This is a genomic window from Petrotoga sp. HWHPT.55.6.3, assembly GCF_002895495.1.
Taxonomy (GTDB): domain Bacteria; phylum Thermotogota; class Thermotogae; order Petrotogales; family Petrotogaceae; genus Petrotoga; species Petrotoga mobilis.
This window is the reverse complement of sequence record NZ_AZRJ01000007.1, coordinates 21,496-41,282: the sequence shown is the minus strand read 5'-3', so window position 1 is coordinate 41,282 and position 19,787 is coordinate 21,496. Positions and strand designations below refer to the sequence as shown.

Sequence of the window (19,787 nt, the reverse complement as noted above, 5' to 3'; positions counted from 1 at the left end):
ATAAAGATCCTTTTCCTTATGTGTGAAAAACAGGGTTTAAGGGACCGCAGGTACCTCTTCCTCACGGGTGGGGAGCGGGGGAAGGGCGCTAATAAAGATCTTTTCCACACGGGCGGGCTGCGGGGCGAAGGGGCGCTATAAAACTCGTTGCACAGCATTTGTGTGATAGGGTGGTATATTGTTATAGATCAGAATTATCCATAAAAAGATTGACCCTAAATCACTATCTCTTCATCATAATTTGAACTTTTATAAGCCACGTCATTATGTGATACTTCAACTAATTTTCTAGCGCTCAATCCTCCATAATTTTTAACAATCTTTTCTACAATCTTTCTTTCTTCATCTGTTAAATTCTTTAAAGGAGTTTGATCTACCAAACCGATCTTATACGTCTCTTGCAAAAACTTTTTAGAAAAATCGATATTCATTTTTACTAAATTCGTCTTTATCAAATAATCTAAAAGAACGCCCTCTTCATTTTTTGCCCCTTTAGGAATTGGGCCATAATTATAATGAATGAATTTCAAATTAGCAATTTGCCTGCCAAGAATTTTTTTGGATTCCTTTTCCACTAACCATAGCAATTTAAAAAAGACGGTTTTGTATAAAAAATCCTTGTGATGATATTCTTTTGAATAATAAAATAAACCAGCTATTAAACCTTTCATTTTTTCAATATCTATTTCAGGATGTTTAATATACAAAATTTTTTCCAATTCCTGAACTTCAAGTTTATTTTCAAACTCTTTAAGAATTCTCTGAATGTTTCCTAAGATCCTCTTATACTCGATATCAGGAATATTATCTTTGTTACTTTTTAAAATCTTATAAAATTCAATCGGTTCGGAAACTCTCTTGATCAAATCGCTATTAACTTTGGTTGGTAATGAACCCATCTCATAACGTTGTATAGTAGCTTCTCCTAAACCTAAAATCAAGGCAAATAGTGTCTGAGAGACATTATACTTACTTCTAATTTCCTTGATCTCTTCAGGTAACACCAAATTATTCAACTCAGCATATTTTCTGTATGCTGCTTTTAAATTCTCATTCTCATAATAGGGTTCAAGTAACTCAGCCCCACATTCTTCACATATAGCAACAGTACGTTCGACTTCAATAGGGTAATTCTTAACGTTATAATTCTCTTTCTTTTTTATAGTTTTATACCTCACCAATTTTCCACATTGCTCACAGAACAACCTTTCTTTTGGTTTTTTCAATTCATACATTTCCTTCGCCCTCCTCTGACTCGTGAAAAGACAAAAGTACCATGTAATCTTCTTTTTCAACGTATTTAATTTTAATATAAATTTGATACACTTCATCCTCAACACGAATTTGTTTTTTAAAAATATAAACGGTTCCTTCGGGAAAATTAAAGTCTTTTTCTACACTATCATATATAAAATCATCTTTTGTTAATTCGTTAAGTAAAAAATCATGAACGTCTTCCTCAGTCCACCCGACCTTGGTTAGAAACTCAGTATTTTTCACCCTTTTCACGAGCTGTAATTGATTATTATTGATAAATTGTTTCAATAATTCTAGAAAAAATTCAACCATTTTATAACTCCTACACTCATATTATACCATCAATTGATGGTATAATATATTAAATATTGTTAAAAATATATCTTTATATTACCCTCCTCAATGACACAAACTAATATTTTTTTAACTTGTAGGTTAACGGTATGAGCTTTTTATGAAATGTTTTTACGTAGCACCCTATCAAATTTCATCTTAGGACTTATATTTGAACTACTTAATATATACCTCTATGAACGAACACTTCTTCTCTCCCAAGCGTTTTTCAATCAACCCTATTATACCATTACCTTTCTTATTTTAAAACACGGAACTTTAAAACCCAACTTGCCTACTTTTTCTTCCTAAAACGGGTGGTCCGTGGGTTAAAAAGGAACAGACCCCTTTCCTTATGGTTGAAAAGTGGGGAAAGGGCCCACAGGTCCCTCTTCCACACGGGTGGGGAGCGGGGGAAGAACGCTATAAAACCTATTATACTTTATTTAGAAGAAATGGGGGTGCCAAGAATGGACACATTAGAAGAGGTAGTAAAAAGGGAAAGAGAAGAAGCTAGATTGGAAGGTATGAAAGAAGGAAGAATCTTAGGAAAAATTGAAGGTGAAAAGGTAGGTATTCAAATAGGAAAACTTCGAGAAAGAAAGGAATTTGTAATTAGAATATTAAGTAAAAGATTTGGCAACCAATTAACCGAAAGGTTAAAAGATGAAATAAGAAATGCGAGTGAAAAAAGGATAAACAACATAGAAGACAACTTATTAGAAATAACGATAAAGAAGCTAGATGACATTAAAATCACAAATGTACTTGACACAGCAGAAAAAATGTTGGAAAGGGGCAAAGAAGTGGCTAAAATGGAAGGTAAAATAGAAGGTTTTAAAAAAGGAAGAATCGAAGGTGAAGAAGAAGGCATCGAAAAAGGAAAAATTGAAGAAAGAAAAGAATGTGCAATTAGATTACTAAGCAAAAGATTTGGCAACCAACTAACTGAAGAAATTAAAGATAAGATAAGAAAAGCAGACAAAAAGACAATAGATTACATAGGAGATAACTTGTTAGAAATAACCGTAGAAGAGCTAAAAGAAATATTGAAATAGTTGTAGAAGGTAGATTTTTGAGTATTTAAAAGAGATATCACTCCTCTTTTTGCTTTAGGAGGAGTGATATCTTTTTAATAATTTTATTAGCGCCCTTTCACCCCGCTGCCCGCCCCACAAGGAAAAAGGAATTGTTGCACCTTTAAACCACAGCTACAAAGATATAATCCGCATTCATTCCTTTAATGCTTTTAAGAAATTTACTAACCTTCTCTTTTTTCTGTTGTGCATATTTCCATACCTTAACTTGATCGTATTTTCCCTCAAAGAGAGGAGTTATTATTTTCTCAAAGAATCTTTTATCATCGTCTCCTTCGACGAGAATAAACAACATTTTATAATCCATGATTATGCCTCCAGAAGATCTTGTACATAGAGTTCTTCGATACCTATCTCATTTTTTAAGAATGTTTTTACCTCTTCTTTCTCAAAAGGTCTGGAAATGGTGGAAAAACCTTCTTTATCTCGAGAGATAAGCAAAATGCTTCCTAAATCTGTATGCCTCACCATCTCCGGGTTATGAGTGGTAACAATAATTTGCTTCTTCTGTGACGCCTCTTTCAACATCTCTACAACGCCGGAAATAAGAGATGGGTGTATATTTCTTTCGGGTTCTTCAATTATAGTTAGTAATTTTTTTTCAAAATATAAGGCAATAATCAGGGCTGTAATATTTATTGTTCCGTCGGAAATCAAAGGAGCAGGTAAGTATTGCTTTTGAGCATATACTTCCTCCAATTTAATAAGTAAAGATCTGTCAGCAAATTTGTCTATATCCAGTTTATTTACAAAAGGCAAAAGGTCTCTCACTAAATTAGAGAGTTTCCTTTCCTTTTCTTTGTCTTCTAAAATGTTTTTGAGAACGATGGCTAAATTCTCTCCGTTTTCTTCCAATTCCATCTTTCCAGTAATCGGCACTGCCTTTTTAGGAAGCTTAGGGTCAAAATCGTATATTGAAACATCACCGAAAATTGCCTCTGATGGAGGAAGTATGAATGGAAATAAAGGAAGTTCGATGAGAAGGGTTTTGGGTGGCATTTTTTCTTCTCTTAAGATTCGTGGAAATATATCATCCTTTGTTATCGGCAACTCAGCGGTTAACTTTAAGTCGACCTTAAGTTTCCCCTCAACGTTGGAAAAAAGGATCTCACCTTCCCCAAGTTCTTCTTTTTCCTGTAGCTTTCCCTTTTGCCTTTCTAATCTAACGAATTTACCTTTCTGAGTTATTTTGTCCTCAACAATTTTAAAACCCGATCCGCTTTTATTAAAATTAATAGTGAACTTATAAATCGTTTCATATGTTATCATCCCTAATGACCCTTTTTCTTTCTTTTTTATCGCTCTTCTAAACTCTTGATCAGAAACAACTTCTAATGAAAAATCCTCGGACGGACCGATACTTATATTCCTGAGATACTCACTGCCCCCTTGCATAGAAATTGCATTATCCAACCCATGCTTTACTATATCCCTTAAGAACTCAAAGATCCGTATAAAATTATATTTTCCAGAAGCATTAGCACCAATTAGAAGATTAAACTTTCCTAATTCTACTTCTAGATCTTTGAAACTCTTGAAATTTTTCACTCGTATTCTTTTTATGGCCATGGCTTAACCTCCTTTGCCTAATCATATTATATCAAAATTTCTCTTGGTTTTTTTAAACTTTATGGACATGGGTAAAGCCTTCTCACCTGCTGGGTTAGGACAGCAAGCCCCTTCCATAAAAGGGCAGGTAGCGAAGCCAAAGGGTAAAGATCCCACTTCCTTTTGGGTGAGGAGTGAAGCAAGGGGGGCTATAAAGACCCTTTACTAATGGGTACGGAGTGGGGGAAGAGCACTAACAAAGATCCTTTTCCTAATGGGCGGGCAGCGGGGGAAGGGCGCTAAAACTCATTATACAGAAGTTATGTGATAAGAGAGCACACCTTCAAAAACATATGGTATAATTATGTTGTACAAAACAAAGATAAAAGGACAAGATGGATACATATACATTCTGATGGAACACAAAAGCTACATTGAAGGGAAAATAATCTTTCAACTGTTGAGATACATTACAAACATATGGGAAGAAAAATACGATCCCAAAACAAAAAAGGTTCCGATAATAATACCGATAGTAATATACCATGGAAGAGAAATCTGGAACGTAGAAACGAACTTATCAAATATGGTACAAGGGATAGAAGATTTATCAGATGAACTAAAAACATACTTACCGACATACCGATATGAAATATGTGACTTCTCAATCAAAGGGAAAAAAAGGATAATAGGATTAACAGCGACGAAAGTTGCATTAGAAGCAATGAGAGCAGGAACTGCAATGACCGAAAAAGAATTTAAAGAAAGATTAGCAATAGTATTCGCATATATAAACCAACTACCAGAAGAACAGGTACATGAATGGTTTGAAGGGTGCATGATCTACCTATTAAACGTAAGGGAAGATGTAACGATAGAGGAGATATTAAAAGTACAAAAAGAAATAATGCCTGGAAGGGGTGAAATAGTTATGACAATTGCTGAAAAGCTGAGGAATGAAGGAATGGAAAAAGGAAAACTTGAAGAAAGGGAAAGATTTATAGAATTCATCATAGAAATTCTAAACCAAAGGTTTGGAGAAGATTTAGATAAAAAATTAGAAGAAAAGATCAGAAATGCAAATGAAGAAACTATAAACCAAATAAAGAAAAATATTCTTAGTATAACACTAGAAGAACTAAAAGAAATATTGAAGTAATGGTAGTTGGTAGATTTTTGAGTATTTTTAAGTGAATTGTGGTAGTAATAGAGATATCACTCCTCTTTTATGAGAAGTGATATCTCTTTTAATAATTTTATTTGCACCCTTCACCCTCGGACCGAGAATCAGGTGAAGTTTCTTTTAAAGTAAGAGCATACATATAGTTTGGAAAATCTCAAGATTATTCCTCCAGTTTTTTAGCAAATTTAAATTTCCACTGTTATTGTGTACTCTATAGTTTCATCTTCAGAAGGTATCTCTTCTCCGTGTTCTTGCAAGCTTTCTATGTATAATTGAATAGCTTCTTTCGCCATTTTTATTGCTTCTTCTATTGTATCCCCGTGTGTGACACAGCCTGGAAGAACAGGGACTATAACAGTATAACCTCCTTCAGCTTCTTTCTTGAGTAAAATTCTATAATTTAGAATTTTCATAATGTCGCCTCATTTTCGGTCATATTGATAATAAATTATACCATTATGTATGTCTTTTGAAAAAAAGAAGTTCCATCCAAAAAAGTTAAAACTTTTGTTTTCGTTCCTTATTTGCCGTGAGGCTGTCTTTCCTTGAACCCCCTTCGGGGTGCTTGAGGCTGTTTCTTTTATCCTCTTTTTTAAAAAGTTCAAAATATTACTCTTGGTTTTTTCGTTCAAGTTATGATAATGAACTAAAGAAACACTTCGCATCTATTATATGATAAAATATACTGCAAACATAAGTGCAAATGTTAAAATAAATAAATGAAAAAGGGGTATAAGGAGGAAAAACAATGCTCGAAATACATGAATTATTAAGCATTTTCTCTGATTTAAAGCCTAAAAATAAAGAAGTTTTATATAATTTTTTAGTAAATCCAAAAACATATGAGAATAAAGAAGAAATTGAAGAATTTATACAGATATTAAAAGAAATGAAAGATGATCTGTTGTATTATGATGAAGAATTTGATAATATTGGAGAAAAAGAACAAAAATTATATTTCACACAAAAAGATTTAGCAACAATGACAGACCAATCAATAAGAACTATACAAAGAATCATAAAAGAAAACAATATAAACCCAATTAACCCTGGAAGAAAACCATTATATTATGACCTAAAAGAATTCAATAACTATTATTTTATACAAAAAAAACTAACACCCTCTTTGAAAAATCAAGAAATCAATATAATAAGAGCATTTGGAGATAAAAAAGAAGTAAAAAGAGAAGTTTGATAAACACAGAAACGCATTCTTAGAATTGCTTAGAAAGAGAACAGATTACAAAGAGATAGAAGAAAGGTACGAAGAGCTAAAAGAAATGGAGGTGCCAAAAATGTTTAACACATTAGAAGAGATAGCAAAAAGAGACAGAGAAAAGGCTAAATTGGAAGGAAAAGTAGAAGGAAAGCTTGAAGAAAGAAAAGAATTGATAATTGAAATTCTCAATCAAAGGTTTGGAGAAGATTTTGATAAAACATTAGAAGAAAAGATCAGAAATGCAAACGAAGAAACCATAAACCAAATAAAGAAAAATATTCTAAGTATTACATTAGAAGAACTAAAAGGAATATTGAAGTAGTTATAGAAGGGTAATTCTATACCAATCTCAAGAATTTGAGATATAATTGTGCTCTTAAAAAATATCACTCCTTTGTTGTGATTGTTCTCAATAAGGAGTGGTGTTTTTTATCTCCTGACGTCAATAGCCGGAACAAAACATTTATTCATGACTGTTTTAGAATTCTTACGCCTTTGTAACTGTCAAATTCGCCTATTGGCTCTTTTTTGGGTCAATTGGCTCATTATTGGCTCTTTTTTGGCTCAATTGATAATATATTTGTCTTTTAGCTTCCCCCTGCATTATAACCGCTAATAAGGATCGAACACCTTCAAAAAGAAATGGTATAATTAAGTTAACAGAGAAAACACTTCACTAATCTTATGGGCGGGCTGCGGGGCAAAGGGGAGCTAAAACAAGTTTTAGAGTTTCTAATGACAGTAAGTAATACATATTTTGCAAGGAGGATCTTTATGACTGACCATACAAAAGATAATTTGGAAAAGATCAAGAAACACCTTCAAGAAGTTCTAGAATTAGACCAGAATATAGATTACAATCAGGAAGAAGCCGAGAAACACCTTCGAGAATTTCTAGAATTAGACCAAGATGCAGACTATTGTAAAGAAGACGCAATGATTTTCGACAATATGGGCGTGATTTATTCAGAGATGGGTGATTTGGAGGAGGCTATGAAATACCATCAGAAAGCTCTAAAAATTTTTAGAGAGCTAGATCACAGAGAGGGAGAAGCAATTACTTTGAACAATATTGGTTTGATTTACCAAACAAAAGGAGATTTGGAGAATGCTCTGAAATATCATGAGGAAGCCCTAAAAATAAGCCAAGAAGAAGGCGACAAAGAGGGAAAAGCAGATGAGTTGGGCAATATTGCGCTAATCTTTAAAGCTAAAGGTGATTTGAAAAATGCACTGAGATACCTCCAAGAAGCTTTAAAAATTTTTAGAGAGATAGATCACAAAGAGGGAGAAGAAATTGCTTTGAGCAATATTGGATTTATTTACCAAGAAAAAGGAGATTTGGAGAATGCTCTGAAATACCTTAAGGACGCTCTTAATATTATTGATAAATATAAATTTACATATGGACGTGATGTCATTCAGAACGAAATCAACTCAATAATGAATGATTTAGAAGAAAATTGAAAAAGAGCAAAATATATGAACAAAGGTGACACCGAAAGTAGGGGGAAAGGGGCGCTAATAAAAATACTTTTCCCCATATGGGTGTCCAGCAGGGGAAGGGAGCTATAAAGCTCATTATACTTGATTTAGAAGAAATGGGGGTGCCAAGAATGTTTGAGGAAGTAGGAAAGTTAGCAAAAAGTATGATGGAAATTAAATACACCCCCATTGGTTTATCGGTTGTTAGATTAATAAAAGTAGAAAAGAATATACTGGAGATTCAAAATGTAGAAATAATTGATGGTACCCCTGTTTTGGATATAAAACCCTACGTACCAGAATTCACAACTAATGATGGGATAAAAATAGGATGGCTTGAGAAAAATGTTCATAAACTGCAACAATTGAAAGACGACGGTAGATTCAGTTAAGGGAAACCCAAAAATTGCCAAATACTCTCCAACTAATGCCAAATTATTTGATAACATAGCAATTATTTCTACCTTTTCCTTCAAATTTAAAAAATTTTCTTGTTTACTAAATCTATTGAATCTTTCAAATCATTTGCGGCTGTGGTTCAAAACAAATGTTTAATTCTTGATATGTTTTTTTCATTCTCCATTAGTCAAATATTGGTCATTTATTAGTCAATTTAGTCAATTGGTAGGCAACTCCCTTGCCTGCTTTTCCAATCCTTGCAAATACCCCCTTCTTCACAATTTCTGCGAGATCAATAGTTGCCATTTGCCTAGATACATTAGTGATTTCCTGATATTCCTTATTCGTAATCTTTCCCTTTTCTTTTACATACAAAACTGCTTTGATTTGCCTTTCATTTAACCCCATTTTTCTTAAATTATCTTCAGTATAAATGTCTTTATAGAAATAAACTGCAAAACCGCCAAACTCTTCTTTAAATTCTGGTTCTGGCAGTCCAGCTTTTTTACATTCATCTGTAATTTTTATTGTTCCTCTGCCCCAAGCCTCTATTAGTCCAGCTTTGAAAAATACATCTGCCAATAACTCATTTCGAAGTACAACTTCTTTTAAACAAGGTGATAAGTTATTAAGTTCGATGGCATTAAAACTAATAGAATAATTTATGCGATTCTCTTCCAAAAAGTGTCAGTTTAGTTTTTTTCAAAAATGCAAAAAGCGCAATATAAATAAAATATCATAACTTTATTAAATTTTTATTAATTTCTTTAGATGTGATAAAATTATTTTGAAAAGAGCTAAAAGTATGATGGAAATTAAATACACCCCCATTGGTTTATCGGTTGTTAGATTAATAAAAGTAGAAAAGAATATACTGGAGATTCAAAATGTAGAAATAATTGATGGTACCCCTGTTTTGGATATAAAACCCTACGTACCAGAATTCACAACTAATGATGGGATAAAAATAGGATGGCTTGAGAAAAATGTTCACAAACTGCAACAATTGAAAGACGACGGTAGATTCAGTTAAGGAAAGTTTTTTGAGTTATAATATCTGTATATAAGTATATCCTTATGGGTGGGGAGCGAAATACTATATGAGGAGCTTTTTATGAAAACCATATCTATAAATCTACCAGATTTTATTGATTTAAATGAAAAAGAAATTAAATTATTAATTGCTACAAAATTATATGAAGAAGGTAAGTTATCCTTAGGAGAAGCCGCACAATTATCAGAACTTTCCAAGAGAGCTTTTATTGAAATATTGGGTGGTTTCGATACCTCGCTATTTAATTACAACACTGAAGAATTAAGAAATGATGTGAAAAATGCCTAATTAGATATCTGACACAAGTGTTTTAATACGAGAAATAAGAGATATAATTTGGAATGAATGTATTTATGTTTAAGATCTAAAGCGATTTTCAAAAACATATGTTACAATTTAAATAATTCAACAAACTATCGAGGGGGGAAACAATGAAAGACACTAACACAACGGGTTACATTCACAAAGACGAAACCGCCGAATATCATGAACTCAACTTTCCAAAGATAATTTCAGTAAAACCAATAGACATACCAGTAATCAACGCATCAAACCAAAACACGGATTTTGTATTCGAACTAGAGGACAACTCACTGTTACACTTAGAATTTCAAACGACGTGGAAGAAAGCCGACTTACTAAGATTTGCGCAATACGACATAGCGTTATATCAAAAAGAAAGAAGAAAGATAAACACAGTAGTAATGTACTCTGGAAAATACGAAAGTGCAGAAAATGAATTGGACATGGGTTCTATTAAATACAAAGTACAACAAATATTCATGATAAAGTATGATGGAACAAAAAGGTACAATGAAATAAAAAGAAAGATAGAAAAAGAAGAACCACTAACGAAAAAAGACTTAATGGATTTAGTATTCTTGCCATTGATGAGAAACGAAAAAAGCGAAGAAGAAGTGACAAAAGATGTCTTTGAGTTAGCAATCAAGATTCCGGATGAAAACCAAAAAGAAATGGTAATAGGATCGTTATTAGGGTTCTCAGATAGTTATGTAAGAGATGAGTACATAAACGAACTGAAAGAGGTGATACGAATGACAAAGATCGGAACTTCATTATTTGAAGAAGGCGTTGAAGAAGGAGAAAAAGAATTGACAATTAAAATATTAAACAAAAGATTTGGTAGACGATTAACCAAAGAGTTAAAAGCTAAGATAAGAGCAGCAGACAAAAAGACAATAGATTATATAGGAGATAACTTGTTAGAGATAACCATAGAAGAACTAAAAGAGTTATTGAAATAGTTGTAAGTAGACGAAGCTCTATCTGATCTTTTGGATGGGTCACAGAGCGAAACCCAAATCCCATTTCTTAAGGGGATGGGAATCGAGGTGAAAGGGGCGCTAAAACAAGTTTTAGAGTTTCTAAAGTGTCGATACATATTTTGCAAGGAGGATCTTTATGAATGGCCATAAAAAAGATGATTCGCAAAAAACCAAGGAACGCCTTCGAGAAGTTCTAGAATTAGACAAGGAGACAGACTATTGTAAAGAAGACGCAATGATTTTCGACAATATGGGCGTGATTTATTCAGAGATGGGTGATTTGGAGGAGGCTATGAAATACTATCAGAAAGCTCTAAAAATTTTTAGAGAGCTAGATCACAGAGAGGGAGAAGCAATTACTTTGAACAATATTGGTTTGATTTACCAAACAAAAGGAGATTTGGAGAATGCTCTGAAATATCATGAGGAAGCCCTAAAAATAAGCCAAGAAGAAGGCTACAAAGAGGGAAAAGCAGATGAGTTGGGCAATATTGCGCTAATCTTTAAAGCTAAAGGTGATTTGAAAAATGCACTGAAATACCTCCAAGAAGCTTTAAAAATTTTTAGAGAGATAGATCACAAAGAGGGAGAAGAAATTGCTTTGAGCAATATTGGATTTATTTACCAAGAAAAAGGAGATTTGGAGAATGCTCTGAAATACCTTAAGGACGCTCTTAATATTATTGATAAATATAAATTTACATATGGACGTGATGTCATTCAGAACGAAATCAACTCAATAATGAATGATTTAGAAGAAAATTGAAAAAAGAGCAAAATGTATGAACAAAGTTAGCAATGAAAGTAGGGGGGAGAAGAAAAGATCAGAAAAGCAAATGAAGAAACTATAAATCAAATAAAGAAAAACATTACAAATATTACATTAGAAGAGCTAACAGAGTTAGTGAAGTAGTTGTAGTAAAGTAGATTTTTGATATTTTTTAGTGAATTGTGGTAGTGATAGATATCACTCCTCATAAAAGAGGAGTGATATCTTTTTTAATGATTTTATTAGCACCATACTTTAAGGGGCAAGCCCCTTAAGAACCCCAAAACCAATACATCATTTCCAAAGTAAATGAGATTAGGAAAATTATTCAAAAACATTACGAAAAAGACCATTTAGCAAAGATCGGCAAAAAGCTTTTTGCACAGATCAGCAAAAGGCAAGCCCCTTAAGAACCCCAAAACCAATACATCATTTCCAAAGTAAATGAGATTAGGAAAATTATTCAAAAAAATTACGAAAAAGACCATTTAGCAAAGATCGGCAAAAAGCTTTTTGCACAGATCAGCAAAAGGCAAGCCCCGCTGCCCACCCATAAGGAAAGGGATGGTAAGGCTTTGCTCGCAACTGCTCAAATGCTTAAATTTTGAGTTGGGTCATAGTTTTCTAATGTTTCTTTTACTTTATCGTATAACTCTTTTACGTTTTTGAATTCTATCAATGTGCTTTCTTCTTTATCTCTTTGTTTTAGCTCAATTTTTCCTTCTTTTAAACGTTTGCCGATAATAATTTTTATCGGTACTCCGATTAGATCTATATCTTTGAACTTAAATCCAGCGGAGACTTCTCTATCGTCTATAATGACGTCGATTCCTTCTTTTAAAAAGTAATCGTAGATCTCTTGCGATGTGCTTACAATTGCTTCATCGTTCATGGCAACCGGTATTATTGCCACTTCAAAAGGCGCAACGCTTTTGGGCCAGATTATTCCGTTTTCATCGTTTAATTGTTCGACTATTGCCCCTAAGGTTCTTGATACCCCCCATCCATAGCATCCCATTATGTAAGGTTTTTGTTCTCCATTTTCATCGGTGAAGACTGCGTTCATTTTTGAAGAGTATTTGTCTCCTAATTCAAAAATTTGACCAACTTCTATGCCTCTTGTTCGTTTGAGTGTAGAATTACATCCTTGGGTTGGACATTTTTCGCCTTCTTTTACGTATCTAATGTCTGCAAATAAATCTATTCTGAAATCTCTTTCGGCGTTTGCATTGATGTAATGGGCTTTTTCTTCCATAGCCCCTATAACCCCATTTTTTATGGATTTTACACTTAGATCTGCAATAATCTTGACATTTTCAGGTATGTTTATTGGGCCTATGAATCCAACGTTTACACCAAATTCTTTTAGAACGTCTTGCGGATCGGCTAGTTCTAAGCTTTGATCTTGAAGAACGGACCTGATCTTGGCAAGGTTTATCTCGTAGTCTCCTCTAATTAGTGCCATCACCCATCCTTTACCGGATCTTAACAGTATCGATTTTATCAACTTCTTTTCAGAAACATTCAGGAATTTGGCGACTTCTTCGATGGTTTTGGCGTGTTGGGTATCTACTTTTTCCATTTCTTTGAAGGTTTCGTTTTCATCTACTGAAAAATCTTCACCCGATCTTGCCTTTTCATCACTGGCTGCATAACCACATTTTTCACAGTAAAATATTTCTCCCTCGCCGTTCTGTGCCAATACATGAAATTCATGAGAAAAAGATCCACCAATTGCACCGGTATCCGCTTCTACAACGACATATTTTAAACCTATTCTTTTTATGATGTTTTCATAGGCATTATAGAAATGTTGATAAGATTCATGCAATGAGTTGTAGTCGGTATGAAAGGTGTAGGCGTCTTTCATGATGAATTCTCTTGCCCTTAGCACCCCAAACCTTGGCCTTATTTCATCTCTAAACTTAGTGGCTATTTGGAAAAGGTTGACCGGGAACTGTTTGTACGATCTAAGCTCATTTTTCATCAAAAATGTGACTATTTCTTCATGTGTGGGACCTAAAGTAAACTCTCTATCGTGTCTGTCCTTAAGTTTCATCAATTCTGGTCCGTAATCTTCCCATCTTCCCGTCATTTTCCACAACTCTGCTGGATGTATTATGGGTAGCATGATCTCTTGAGAACCTATCTTTTCCATTTCTTCTCTGACTATCTGTTCGATTTTTCTTATGACCTTCCATCCAAGGGGAAGATAACTGTAAACACCTGATGAGATCTTTCTAATAAACCCTCCTCTGATCAATAACTCGTAACTTTTTATATCAGAATCAGATGGTGCTTCTTTTAAAGTAGGAGCATATAGTTTGGAAAATCTCAAGATTATCCCTCCGATTTTTTTAGCATATTTAATTTTTTGTACTTTGAGAAATTATATCATAGAAATATTGTTAAGTTAAATTTTTACTGTAATAAAATATATTGAGTCTTTTGGTACCATCAAATTAAAAAATTAAAAGATTCTTCAATACAGCTAAAATTTTGCTGAAATGAAAGCTTAAACTTCTAGAGAATATATGAGAATACCAAAACAATCTCAATGTGATATAATAGGATAGACTTCACAATTCGACAAAGGAAAGAAGGTAGAACAGTTTTGGAGGTGCCATTGATGGATAAGTTTTACGTCACTACACCGATTTACTACGTTAACAGTGAACCACATATTGGTTCAGCGTATACGACGATAGTTGCGGATATAGTAGCAAGATTTAAGAGAATGATGGGGTACGATGTTTTCTTTTTGACTGGAACGGATGAACATGGGCAAAAGGTGTTACAGGCAGCAAAAGAGAAGAATATACCTCCACAGGAGTATGTTGATTCGCTTTCTTCAAAATTTAAAAATTTATGGGATGAAATGGGGATTAGTTACGATCATTTTGTTAGAACAACAGATGCTTATCATGTAAAGACCGTGCAGATGTTTGTTGATAAGATGATGGAGAATGGAGACGTTTACAAAGGAAAGTACGCCGGTTGGTATTGCATACACGATGAATCCTTTTGGGATGAATCTGAGATAGTCACGCAAGATGGCGTTAAGCTTTGCCCTGAATGTAATAGGGAATTGAAATGGGTAGAGGAAGAGAATTACTTTTTTAAACTTTCCAAATATACCGAACCATTGTTGAAGCATTATGAAAATAATCCGGACTTTGTGGAACCATCTTTTAGAAGAAATGAGATGTTGCAAATTTTGAATGATGGGTTAAAAGATCTCAGCATCACTAGGACTACGTTCGATTGGGGAATACCTTTAAAGAGTGATCCAAAACATGTGGTGTATGTTTGGGTGGATGCGTTAATTAATTATGTAAGTGCGATAGGCTATTCTGATGATCAACAGAAATTCAACAGGTACTGGCCTGCAGATTTACATCTTATTGGAAAAGAAATTAATAGGTTCCATTCGCTGATCTGGCCCGCTATGTTGATGTCAGTGGGGTTGCCTTTGCCGAAGAAGGTATTCGCACATGGGTGGCTAACGGTCAATGGACAAAAGATTTCAAAATCTTTGGGTAACGCCGTTGATCCAAGGATTCTGATGGACGCATATGGTAGAGATGTTATAAGGTATTATTTGTTGAGAGATATCGCCTTTGGTAGGGATGGAGATTTCTCGGAAGAAAACTTAATTACTCGGTACAACGCCGATTTGGTCAATGATTTAAGTAATTTAGTGCATAGAACACTCACGATGGTTGAAAAGTATTTTAATGGTGTCATACCAAAACCTGAAAGAAAAGACAAGGTGGATGAAGAACTCTTAGAACTCCTAGAGAGTAAGAAAAACGCTTATTTGAATTTGATGGAGCGGTATCAGTTTACACAAGCCCTTGAAAATCTATGGGAAGTCATACGTTTTTCTAATAAATACATCGATTTAACTGAGCCTTGGATCTTGGGGAACGATCCAAATGAAAAAGATAGATTGTCCACCGTTTTGTACAATCTGCTCGACGTTATTCGAATTATTTCTATTTTGATTTATCCAATTATGCCAGATACTTCTGAAACGATGTTAAAAAAGATAGGTTATGGTTTGGAAGTTTTAAATCGAGAGAACCTTGAAAAGGGCCTTCTACACTGTGGAGTTAAAGTTGTGAAAGGTGATCCCATATTCCAAAGAATCGACGTGAAGAGTTGGAAGAGAATAATCAAAACGGTAAATATCAACAAGGAGGACGAAGTAATGTCGGAAATTGAAAACGTTCAAAATATAGTAGAAATAGAAGATTTTAAAAAGATCGATTTAAGAGTTGCCAAAGTGGTAAAGGCAGAAAATATCGAAAAGTCTAACAAACTACTGCGATTACATCTTGATTTAGGGCAGATGGGTGAAAGGCAAGTGATCGCAGGCATCAAGAGCTTTTATTCACCTGAAGATTTAGTTGATAAGAAGATAATAATCATTGCTAATCTAAAACCCGCCAAATTGATGGGGGAATTATCCGAAGGCATGCTTTTAGCGGCTAAAGATGGAAACGGTAATTTGAGTGTACTGACGGTAGATAAAGATGTTGAACCTGGTTCAAAGATTTCTTAAAAGATTTTTAATGGAGGTAATACTAATAGATGGACGATAAAATATTTATCAAAGATTTTACTGAAGAATTAAAAACTTCTTACTTACTTTATTCATTAAGCGTTATAGTGAGCAGGGCTATACCCGATGTTAGAGATGGGTTGAAACCTGTTCAGAGAAGAATACTTTACTCGATGAGCGAATTGGGGTTGAAACATAACTCTTCATTCAAAAAAAATGCCCGTATCGTTGGTGAAGTGATGGGTAAGTATCACCCACACGGAGATGCGGCTATTTATGATGCCTTAGTTAGAATGGGGCAACCTTTTACTATGAGGTATCCTTTGGTTGAGGCACAAGGAAATTTTGGATCGATAGATGGCGATCCTCCTGCGGCTATGAGGTACACAGAAGCCCGTATGCCTGAACTTGGAGAGTATATGCTCAAGGATATCGAGAAAGAAACTGTAGATTTTAGGGAGAATTTCGATGGTTCCTTGAGTGAGCCTGTTGTTTTACCTACAATGGTGCCTAATCTTTTGATGAACGGAGCAAGCGGGATAGCCGTGGGAATGACTACCAATATCCCGCCTCATAATTTAAACGAACTTGTAGCAGCTTTGAAATTGTTAATAGAAAAACCCGAATCTGAAGTAGCGGATCTGTTGAAGCATATTAAAGGACCTGATTTCCCAACAGGTGGTCAAGTTGTCGACGGAGAAGGGTTGAAAGAACTCTATGAAACAGGTAGAGGGAAGATAACGATTAGAGGAAAGTACAGAATAGAGGACGAAGGTAAAGGAACCTCTATCGTTTTTGATGAGATACCCTACAACGTTTCTAAAGCCGATATCATCGAACAAATTGTAAGATACGTGGTTAAGGCGAAAGAACAAAAGAAAGATGTCGGGATAAAAGACGTTAGAGATGAGAGTGATAAAGAGGGAATAAGACTGGTAATAGAGCTGAGAAAAAACGCTAACGTTAAGAAATTGATCAACGATTTGTTCAAGCACACAAATCTTCAATCCTATTTTTACGTTCAAATGAATGTAATCGATAACGAAAAGCCCTCTTTGATGAATTTGAAGGGGCTTTTACAGAGCTTCTTGGATCACAGGGTTAACGTCATAACAAGAAGAACAAAGTACGAGTTAGAGAAGGCAAGGAAAAGGGCTCATATAGTTGAAGGGCTTATCAAAGCGGTTCAAGGTATTGATACGGTGGTTGAGATCATACGAAACTCAGAAAATCCTCAGGAAGCTTTGAAAAATCTTCAAGAAACAATAGGTGTGAGTGAAGAACAGGCAAAAGCTATCGCAGACATGAGATTGATCAGTCTTTCAAAACTTGAAAGTACCAATTTGAGTGAAGAATTGAAGAACCTATACAAAGATATAGAAAACGCCATGGATATTCTGCAGAAAAAAGAAAGACTGTTAGGAGTTATTAAAGAAGAGCTGGACGAAGTAGCAAACAAGTTTGGTGATAAAAGAAGAACGGAGATACTGTATAACAAAGGGGATTTAGCCGAAGAGGTTGAAATGATTCAAGATGAAGATGTGGTAATAGTTTTGACCAAGTGGGGATATCTCAAAGCCATTCCTTCTTCGGAATACAAGGTTCAAGGGAGAGGCGGAAAAGGTGTAAAAGGATTAAAAATTTCTGATGAAGATGACGTAAAAGAGGTCATATACACTAACAAATTATCCAAATTAATGTTATTTAGTTCCGCTGGTAAAGCGTATCAAATAAACGCATACGAGATAGAGACTACTTTGAAAAATACAAAAGGCAAGCATATCGCTAACTTCATCAGTTTAGACGAAGGGGAAGAGATAAAAAGCATCGTTGCCATATCTTTAGACGGTGATTACGATAAGGATATTCTCATTTTTACAAAACAAGGCAAGGTGAAGAGGACCTCTTTGAGAGAGTTCAGCAGTGCACGAGCTTCCGGTATTAGAGCAATCAATCTAGTTGATAAAGACGTAGTTGTGGATGTAGTTTTGCTTGACGGATCAGATAGAGATTTGTTAATTGTGACAAAGCTAGGGATGTCGTTAATGTTTAACTCTTCCCAGGTACGTACGATGGGAAGAACCGCAATGGGTGTCAACTCAATTAAATTGCGCGAAGGGGATGAAGTGATCAACGTGGTAAAGGTCGACGAAGGTAAAAAACTTTTGTTGATCACTGAAAGAGGTTATGGGAAGAGAGTTTCTTTCCATTCTTACAAACCGCAGAATCGTGGAGGAATTGGTGTAAAAACGGTACGAGATATATCTAGAATAGGTCCAATAGTTGCTACTATGAGTGTCGAAGATGGGAGAGACATACTGATATTCACTAAAAAAGGTAAGGCTATTAGGGTAAATGTAAATAATATAAATGTTTTAGGAAGGATCACCCAAGGTGTTATAATTGTAAGACTGGATGAAGACGATTCAGTTGTCGGAGCCATTGAAGTTCAAGCAAATGATGAAGAGTAGTGTTATAATAATTATAATTATTAAGCATGGAAGGGGTAAATAGAATGGAGGAATTGACAAAAAGGCAGTCACAGGTCCTGGACTTCATAAAATCTTATATGGAAAAAAACGGTTTTGCTCCAAGTATCAGAGATATTATGAAACATTTTAATTTTAAAAGCCCTAGAGCGGCACATAAGCATCTCATAATTTTAGAAAAAAAGGGTTATATAGAGCGTAAAAACGTCTCACGCGGAATAAAGATGATGCCAAAATCGGGAGAAATTTTTGCCACTGAGACTTTGGCTCCTGTTTCAGGAAAGATAGCAGCAGGAGATGCCATTGAGGCTATACAAACAATTAGCGATTATATTCCCATACCTACCAATTTTTTCCCTAAAAATTACGAATATTTTTCACTCAGAGTTGAAGGAAATTCGATGATAGAAGCACAGATCAAAAGCGGGGATTTTGTTTTAATACGTAAACAAGATTACGCAATGGATGGAGACATAGTGGTTGCATTGATTGATGGAAACGATGCAACACTTAAAAGGTACAAAAGGCTCAATGAAGACGAAGTGCTACTTATCCCAGAGAATAAAAGTATGAAAGAGATAAAGGTCAAAGCTGATCATTTAAAGATACAAGGAAAAATGGTTGGCTTAATAAGAGTGCTATAAAAAGGAGCGAATTTTCATGAAAATTGCAATTGCCTCCGATCATGCCGGATATGAGATGAAAGAACAGCTTAAGAATTATCTTTTAGAGAAGAAATTCAATATAATAGATTTGGGAACTAATTCCAATGCCAGTGTCGATTATCCTGATTATGCCAAAAAACTTGGTGAAAAGGTAACCAAAGGTGAAGCTGACTTTGGCATTGGTATCTGTGGTACTGGAATAGGTATGTCAATCGCAGTGAACAAAGTCAAAGGCGTTAGAGGCGCTCTGTGCTTGTATCCATCGATGGCAGAATACGCCAGAAAACATAACGACGCCAACGTTTTGGTTTTGGCAGGTAGGCTTATGGGCATCGATTTAGCCATTTGGACCGTAGTGAAGTTTTTATCGACAGATTTTGAAGGTGGAAGGCATAAAAGGCGTGTCGATAAAATCGACGAAATCAGGTAAAAAGGA

General features: G+C 34.7%; 21 protein-coding genes. 14 read left to right on the top strand and 7 right to left on the bottom strand.

Features of this window, described 5'->3' with window-relative positions:
* Positions 1-215: 215 nt before the first annotated feature.
* Positions 216-1,235, bottom strand: coding sequence for a type II TA system antitoxin MqsA family protein (locus X926_RS02700; RefSeq protein ID WP_103064891.1), 1,020 nt, complete (start codon positions 1,233-1,235; stop codon positions 216-218).
* Positions 1,228-1,569 carry a type II toxin-antitoxin system MqsR family toxin gene (locus tag X926_RS02695; protein ID WP_103064890.1) on the bottom strand — a complete coding sequence of 114 codons (342 nt, stop codon included), beginning with the start codon at positions 1,567-1,569 and terminating at the stop codon, positions 1,228-1,230. Before X926_RS02695 ends, X926_RS02700 begins: the two co-directional genes overlap by 8 nt.
* A gap of 491 nt (positions 1,570-2,060) precedes the next feature.
* On the opposite strand from X926_RS02695, the gene X926_RS02690 reads away from it, so the two are divergent.
* On the top strand, positions 2,061-2,648 hold the full coding sequence (locus X926_RS02690) for a hypothetical protein (RefSeq protein ID WP_103064889.1): 588 nt from the start codon (positions 2,061-2,063) through the stop codon (positions 2,646-2,648).
* Positions 2,649-2,790: 142 nt separating this feature from the next.
* Here X926_RS02690 and X926_RS02685 read toward each other — a convergent pair whose 3' ends face one another.
* A complete protein-coding gene (locus X926_RS02685) occupies positions 2,791-2,994 on the bottom strand; it encodes a hypothetical protein (RefSeq protein ID WP_103064888.1) in 204 nt (67 codons plus the stop codon).
* Between the two features lie 2 nt (positions 2,995-2,996).
* A complete protein-coding gene (locus X926_RS02680; RefSeq protein WP_103064887.1) occupies positions 2,997-4,256 on the bottom strand; it encodes an AAA family ATPase in 1,260 nt (419 codons plus the stop codon).
* Positions 4,257-4,599: 343 nt separating this feature from the next.
* Here X926_RS02680 and X926_RS02670 point away from each other — a divergent pair, with 343 nt between their 5' ends.
* Positions 4,600-5,394 carry an Rpn family recombination-promoting nuclease/putative transposase gene (locus tag X926_RS02670; RefSeq protein WP_233186666.1) on the top strand — a complete coding sequence of 265 codons (795 nt, stop codon included), beginning with the start codon at positions 4,600-4,602 and terminating at the stop codon, positions 5,392-5,394.
* Between the two features lie 209 nt (positions 5,395-5,603).
* Here X926_RS02670 and X926_RS02665 read toward each other — a convergent pair whose 3' ends face one another.
* Positions 5,604-5,831 (bottom strand): type II toxin-antitoxin system HicB family antitoxin, encoded by a 228-nt coding sequence (locus tag X926_RS02665; RefSeq protein ID WP_199171163.1) that lies wholly within the window; start codon positions 5,829-5,831, stop codon positions 5,604-5,606.
* A gap of 335 nt (positions 5,832-6,166) precedes the next feature.
* On the opposite strand from X926_RS02665, the gene X926_RS10225 reads away from it, so the two are divergent.
* The 4 genes from X926_RS10225 (at position 6,167) to X926_RS02635 (ending at position 8,514) form a co-directional block, all read left to right on the top strand.
* The gene (locus X926_RS10225) at positions 6,167-6,613 is read left to right on the top strand and encodes a hypothetical protein (RefSeq protein WP_103064883.1); all 447 of its coding nucleotides are present in this window, start codon (positions 6,167-6,169) and stop codon (positions 6,611-6,613) included.
* A 100-nt stretch (positions 6,614-6,713) separates the two neighbouring features.
* Complete coding sequence (locus X926_RS10220; RefSeq protein WP_199171162.1) at positions 6,714-6,959, top strand: hypothetical protein; 246 nt, start codon at positions 6,714-6,716, stop codon at positions 6,957-6,959.
* 452 nt (positions 6,960-7,411) lie between these two features.
* On the top strand, positions 7,412-8,104 hold the full coding sequence (locus X926_RS02640; RefSeq protein ID WP_158245180.1) for a tetratricopeptide repeat protein: 693 nt from the start codon (positions 7,412-7,414) through the stop codon (positions 8,102-8,104).
* Positions 8,105-8,253: 149 nt separating this feature from the next.
* Complete coding sequence (locus X926_RS02635) at positions 8,254-8,514, top strand: TrmO family methyltransferase (protein WP_199171161.1); 261 nt, start codon at positions 8,254-8,256, stop codon at positions 8,512-8,514.
* 205 nt (positions 8,515-8,719) lie between these two features.
* Here X926_RS02635 and X926_RS02630 read toward each other — a convergent pair whose 3' ends face one another.
* Positions 8,720-9,103, bottom strand: a complete 384-nt coding sequence (locus X926_RS02630) for an ATP-binding protein (protein WP_233186665.1) — start codon at positions 9,101-9,103, stop codon at positions 8,720-8,722.
* Positions 9,104-9,326: 223 nt separating this feature from the next.
* Between X926_RS02630 and X926_RS02625 the strand changes: the two genes are divergently transcribed.
* From X926_RS02625 to X926_RS02610, 4 genes are all read left to right on the top strand, one after another.
* Positions 9,327-9,554, top strand: a complete 228-nt coding sequence (locus tag X926_RS02625) for a TrmO family methyltransferase (protein ID WP_103064880.1) — start codon at positions 9,327-9,329, stop codon at positions 9,552-9,554.
* 81 nt (positions 9,555-9,635) lie between these two features.
* Positions 9,636-9,863 (top strand): UPF0175 family protein, encoded by a 228-nt coding sequence (locus X926_RS02620; RefSeq protein ID WP_233186664.1) that lies wholly within the window; start codon positions 9,636-9,638, stop codon positions 9,861-9,863.
* A gap of 143 nt (positions 9,864-10,006) precedes the next feature.
* Complete coding sequence (locus X926_RS10295; RefSeq protein ID WP_123821467.1) at positions 10,007-10,840, top strand: hypothetical protein; 834 nt, start codon at positions 10,007-10,009, stop codon at positions 10,838-10,840.
* Positions 10,841-10,997: 157 nt separating this feature from the next.
* Positions 10,998-11,627: a tetratricopeptide repeat protein gene (locus tag X926_RS02610; protein WP_103064878.1), complete on the top strand. Its 630-nt coding sequence runs from the start codon at positions 10,998-11,000 to the stop codon at positions 11,625-11,627.
* Positions 11,628-12,219: 592 nt separating this feature from the next.
* Here the strand turns inward: X926_RS02610 and X926_RS02605 are convergent.
* A complete protein-coding gene (locus X926_RS02605; protein WP_103064877.1) occupies positions 12,220-13,968 on the bottom strand; it encodes a proline--tRNA ligase in 1,749 nt (582 codons plus the stop codon).
* Positions 13,969-14,259: 291 nt separating this feature from the next.
* On the opposite strand from X926_RS02605, the gene metG reads away from it, so the two are divergent.
* Genes metG through rpiB form a run of 4 tightly spaced genes read left to right on the top strand, consistent with a single transcriptional unit; the run spans position 14,260 to position 19,781 of the window.
* Positions 14,260-16,197 carry a methionine--tRNA ligase gene (metG, locus tag X926_RS02600; protein WP_103064876.1) on the top strand — a complete coding sequence of 646 codons (1,938 nt, stop codon included), beginning with the start codon at positions 14,260-14,262 and terminating at the stop codon, positions 16,195-16,197.
* Between the two features lie 29 nt (positions 16,198-16,226).
* Positions 16,227-18,668 (top strand): DNA gyrase subunit A, encoded by a 2,442-nt coding sequence (gene gyrA, locus X926_RS02595; protein ID WP_012209054.1) that lies wholly within the window; start codon positions 16,227-16,229, stop codon positions 18,666-18,668.
* A gap of 44 nt (positions 18,669-18,712) precedes the next feature.
* On the top strand, positions 18,713-19,330 hold the full coding sequence (gene lexA, locus X926_RS02590; RefSeq protein ID WP_012209053.1) for a transcriptional repressor LexA: 618 nt from the start codon (positions 18,713-18,715) through the stop codon (positions 19,328-19,330).
* Between the two features lie 16 nt (positions 19,331-19,346).
* The gene (gene rpiB, locus X926_RS02585) at positions 19,347-19,781 is read left to right on the top strand and encodes a ribose 5-phosphate isomerase B (protein WP_103064875.1); all 435 of its coding nucleotides are present in this window, start codon (positions 19,347-19,349) and stop codon (positions 19,779-19,781) included.
* The last annotated feature ends 6 nt before the right edge of the window (positions 19,782-19,787 follow it).

Bases quoted from the DNA above. Each gene is read 5' to 3' on its own strand.
- X926_RS02700 (WP_103064891.1), bottom strand. From the start codon at position 1,235: ATGTATGAATTGAAAAAACCAAAAGAAAGGTTGTTCTGTGAGCAATGT.
- X926_RS02695 (WP_103064890.1), bottom strand. From the start codon at position 1,569: ATGGTTGAATTTTTTCTAGAATTATTGAAACAATTTATCAATAATAAT.
- X926_RS02690 (WP_103064889.1), top strand. From the start codon at position 2,061: ATGGACACATTAGAAGAGGTAGTAAAAAGGGAAAGAGAAGAAGCTAGA.
- X926_RS02685 (WP_103064888.1), bottom strand. From the start codon at position 2,994: ATGGATTATAAAATGTTGTTTATTCTCGTCGAAGGAGACGATGATAAA.
- X926_RS02680 (WP_103064887.1), bottom strand. From the start codon at position 4,256: ATGGCCATAAAAAGAATACGAGTGAAAAATTTCAAGAGTTTCAAAGAT.
- X926_RS02670 (WP_233186666.1), top strand. From the start codon at position 4,600: ATGTTGTACAAAACAAAGATAAAAGGACAAGATGGATACATATACATT.
- X926_RS02665 (WP_199171163.1), bottom strand. From the start codon at position 5,831: ATGAAAATTCTAAATTATAGAATTTTACTCAAGAAAGAAGCTGAAGGA.
- X926_RS10225 (WP_103064883.1), top strand. From the start codon at position 6,167: ATGCTCGAAATACATGAATTATTAAGCATTTTCTCTGATTTAAAGCCT.
- X926_RS10220 (WP_199171162.1), top strand. From the start codon at position 6,714: ATGTTTAACACATTAGAAGAGATAGCAAAAAGAGACAGAGAAAAGGCT.
- X926_RS02640 (WP_158245180.1), top strand. From the start codon at position 7,412: ATGACTGACCATACAAAAGATAATTTGGAAAAGATCAAGAAACACCTT.
- X926_RS02635 (WP_199171161.1), top strand. From the start codon at position 8,254: ATGTTTGAGGAAGTAGGAAAGTTAGCAAAAAGTATGATGGAAATTAAA.
- X926_RS02625 (WP_103064880.1), top strand. From the start codon at position 9,327: ATGATGGAAATTAAATACACCCCCATTGGTTTATCGGTTGTTAGATTA.
- X926_RS02620 (WP_233186664.1), top strand. From the start codon at position 9,636: ATGAAAACCATATCTATAAATCTACCAGATTTTATTGATTTAAATGAA.
- X926_RS10295 (WP_123821467.1), top strand. From the start codon at position 10,007: ATGAAAGACACTAACACAACGGGTTACATTCACAAAGACGAAACCGCC.
- X926_RS02610 (WP_103064878.1), top strand. From the start codon at position 10,998: ATGAATGGCCATAAAAAAGATGATTCGCAAAAAACCAAGGAACGCCTT.
- metG (WP_103064876.1), top strand. From the start codon at position 14,260: ATGGATAAGTTTTACGTCACTACACCGATTTACTACGTTAACAGTGAA.
- gyrA (WP_012209054.1), top strand. From the start codon at position 16,227: ATGGACGATAAAATATTTATCAAAGATTTTACTGAAGAATTAAAAACT.
- lexA (WP_012209053.1), top strand. From the start codon at position 18,713: ATGGAGGAATTGACAAAAAGGCAGTCACAGGTCCTGGACTTCATAAAA.
- rpiB (WP_103064875.1), top strand. From the start codon at position 19,347: ATGAAAATTGCAATTGCCTCCGATCATGCCGGATATGAGATGAAAGAA.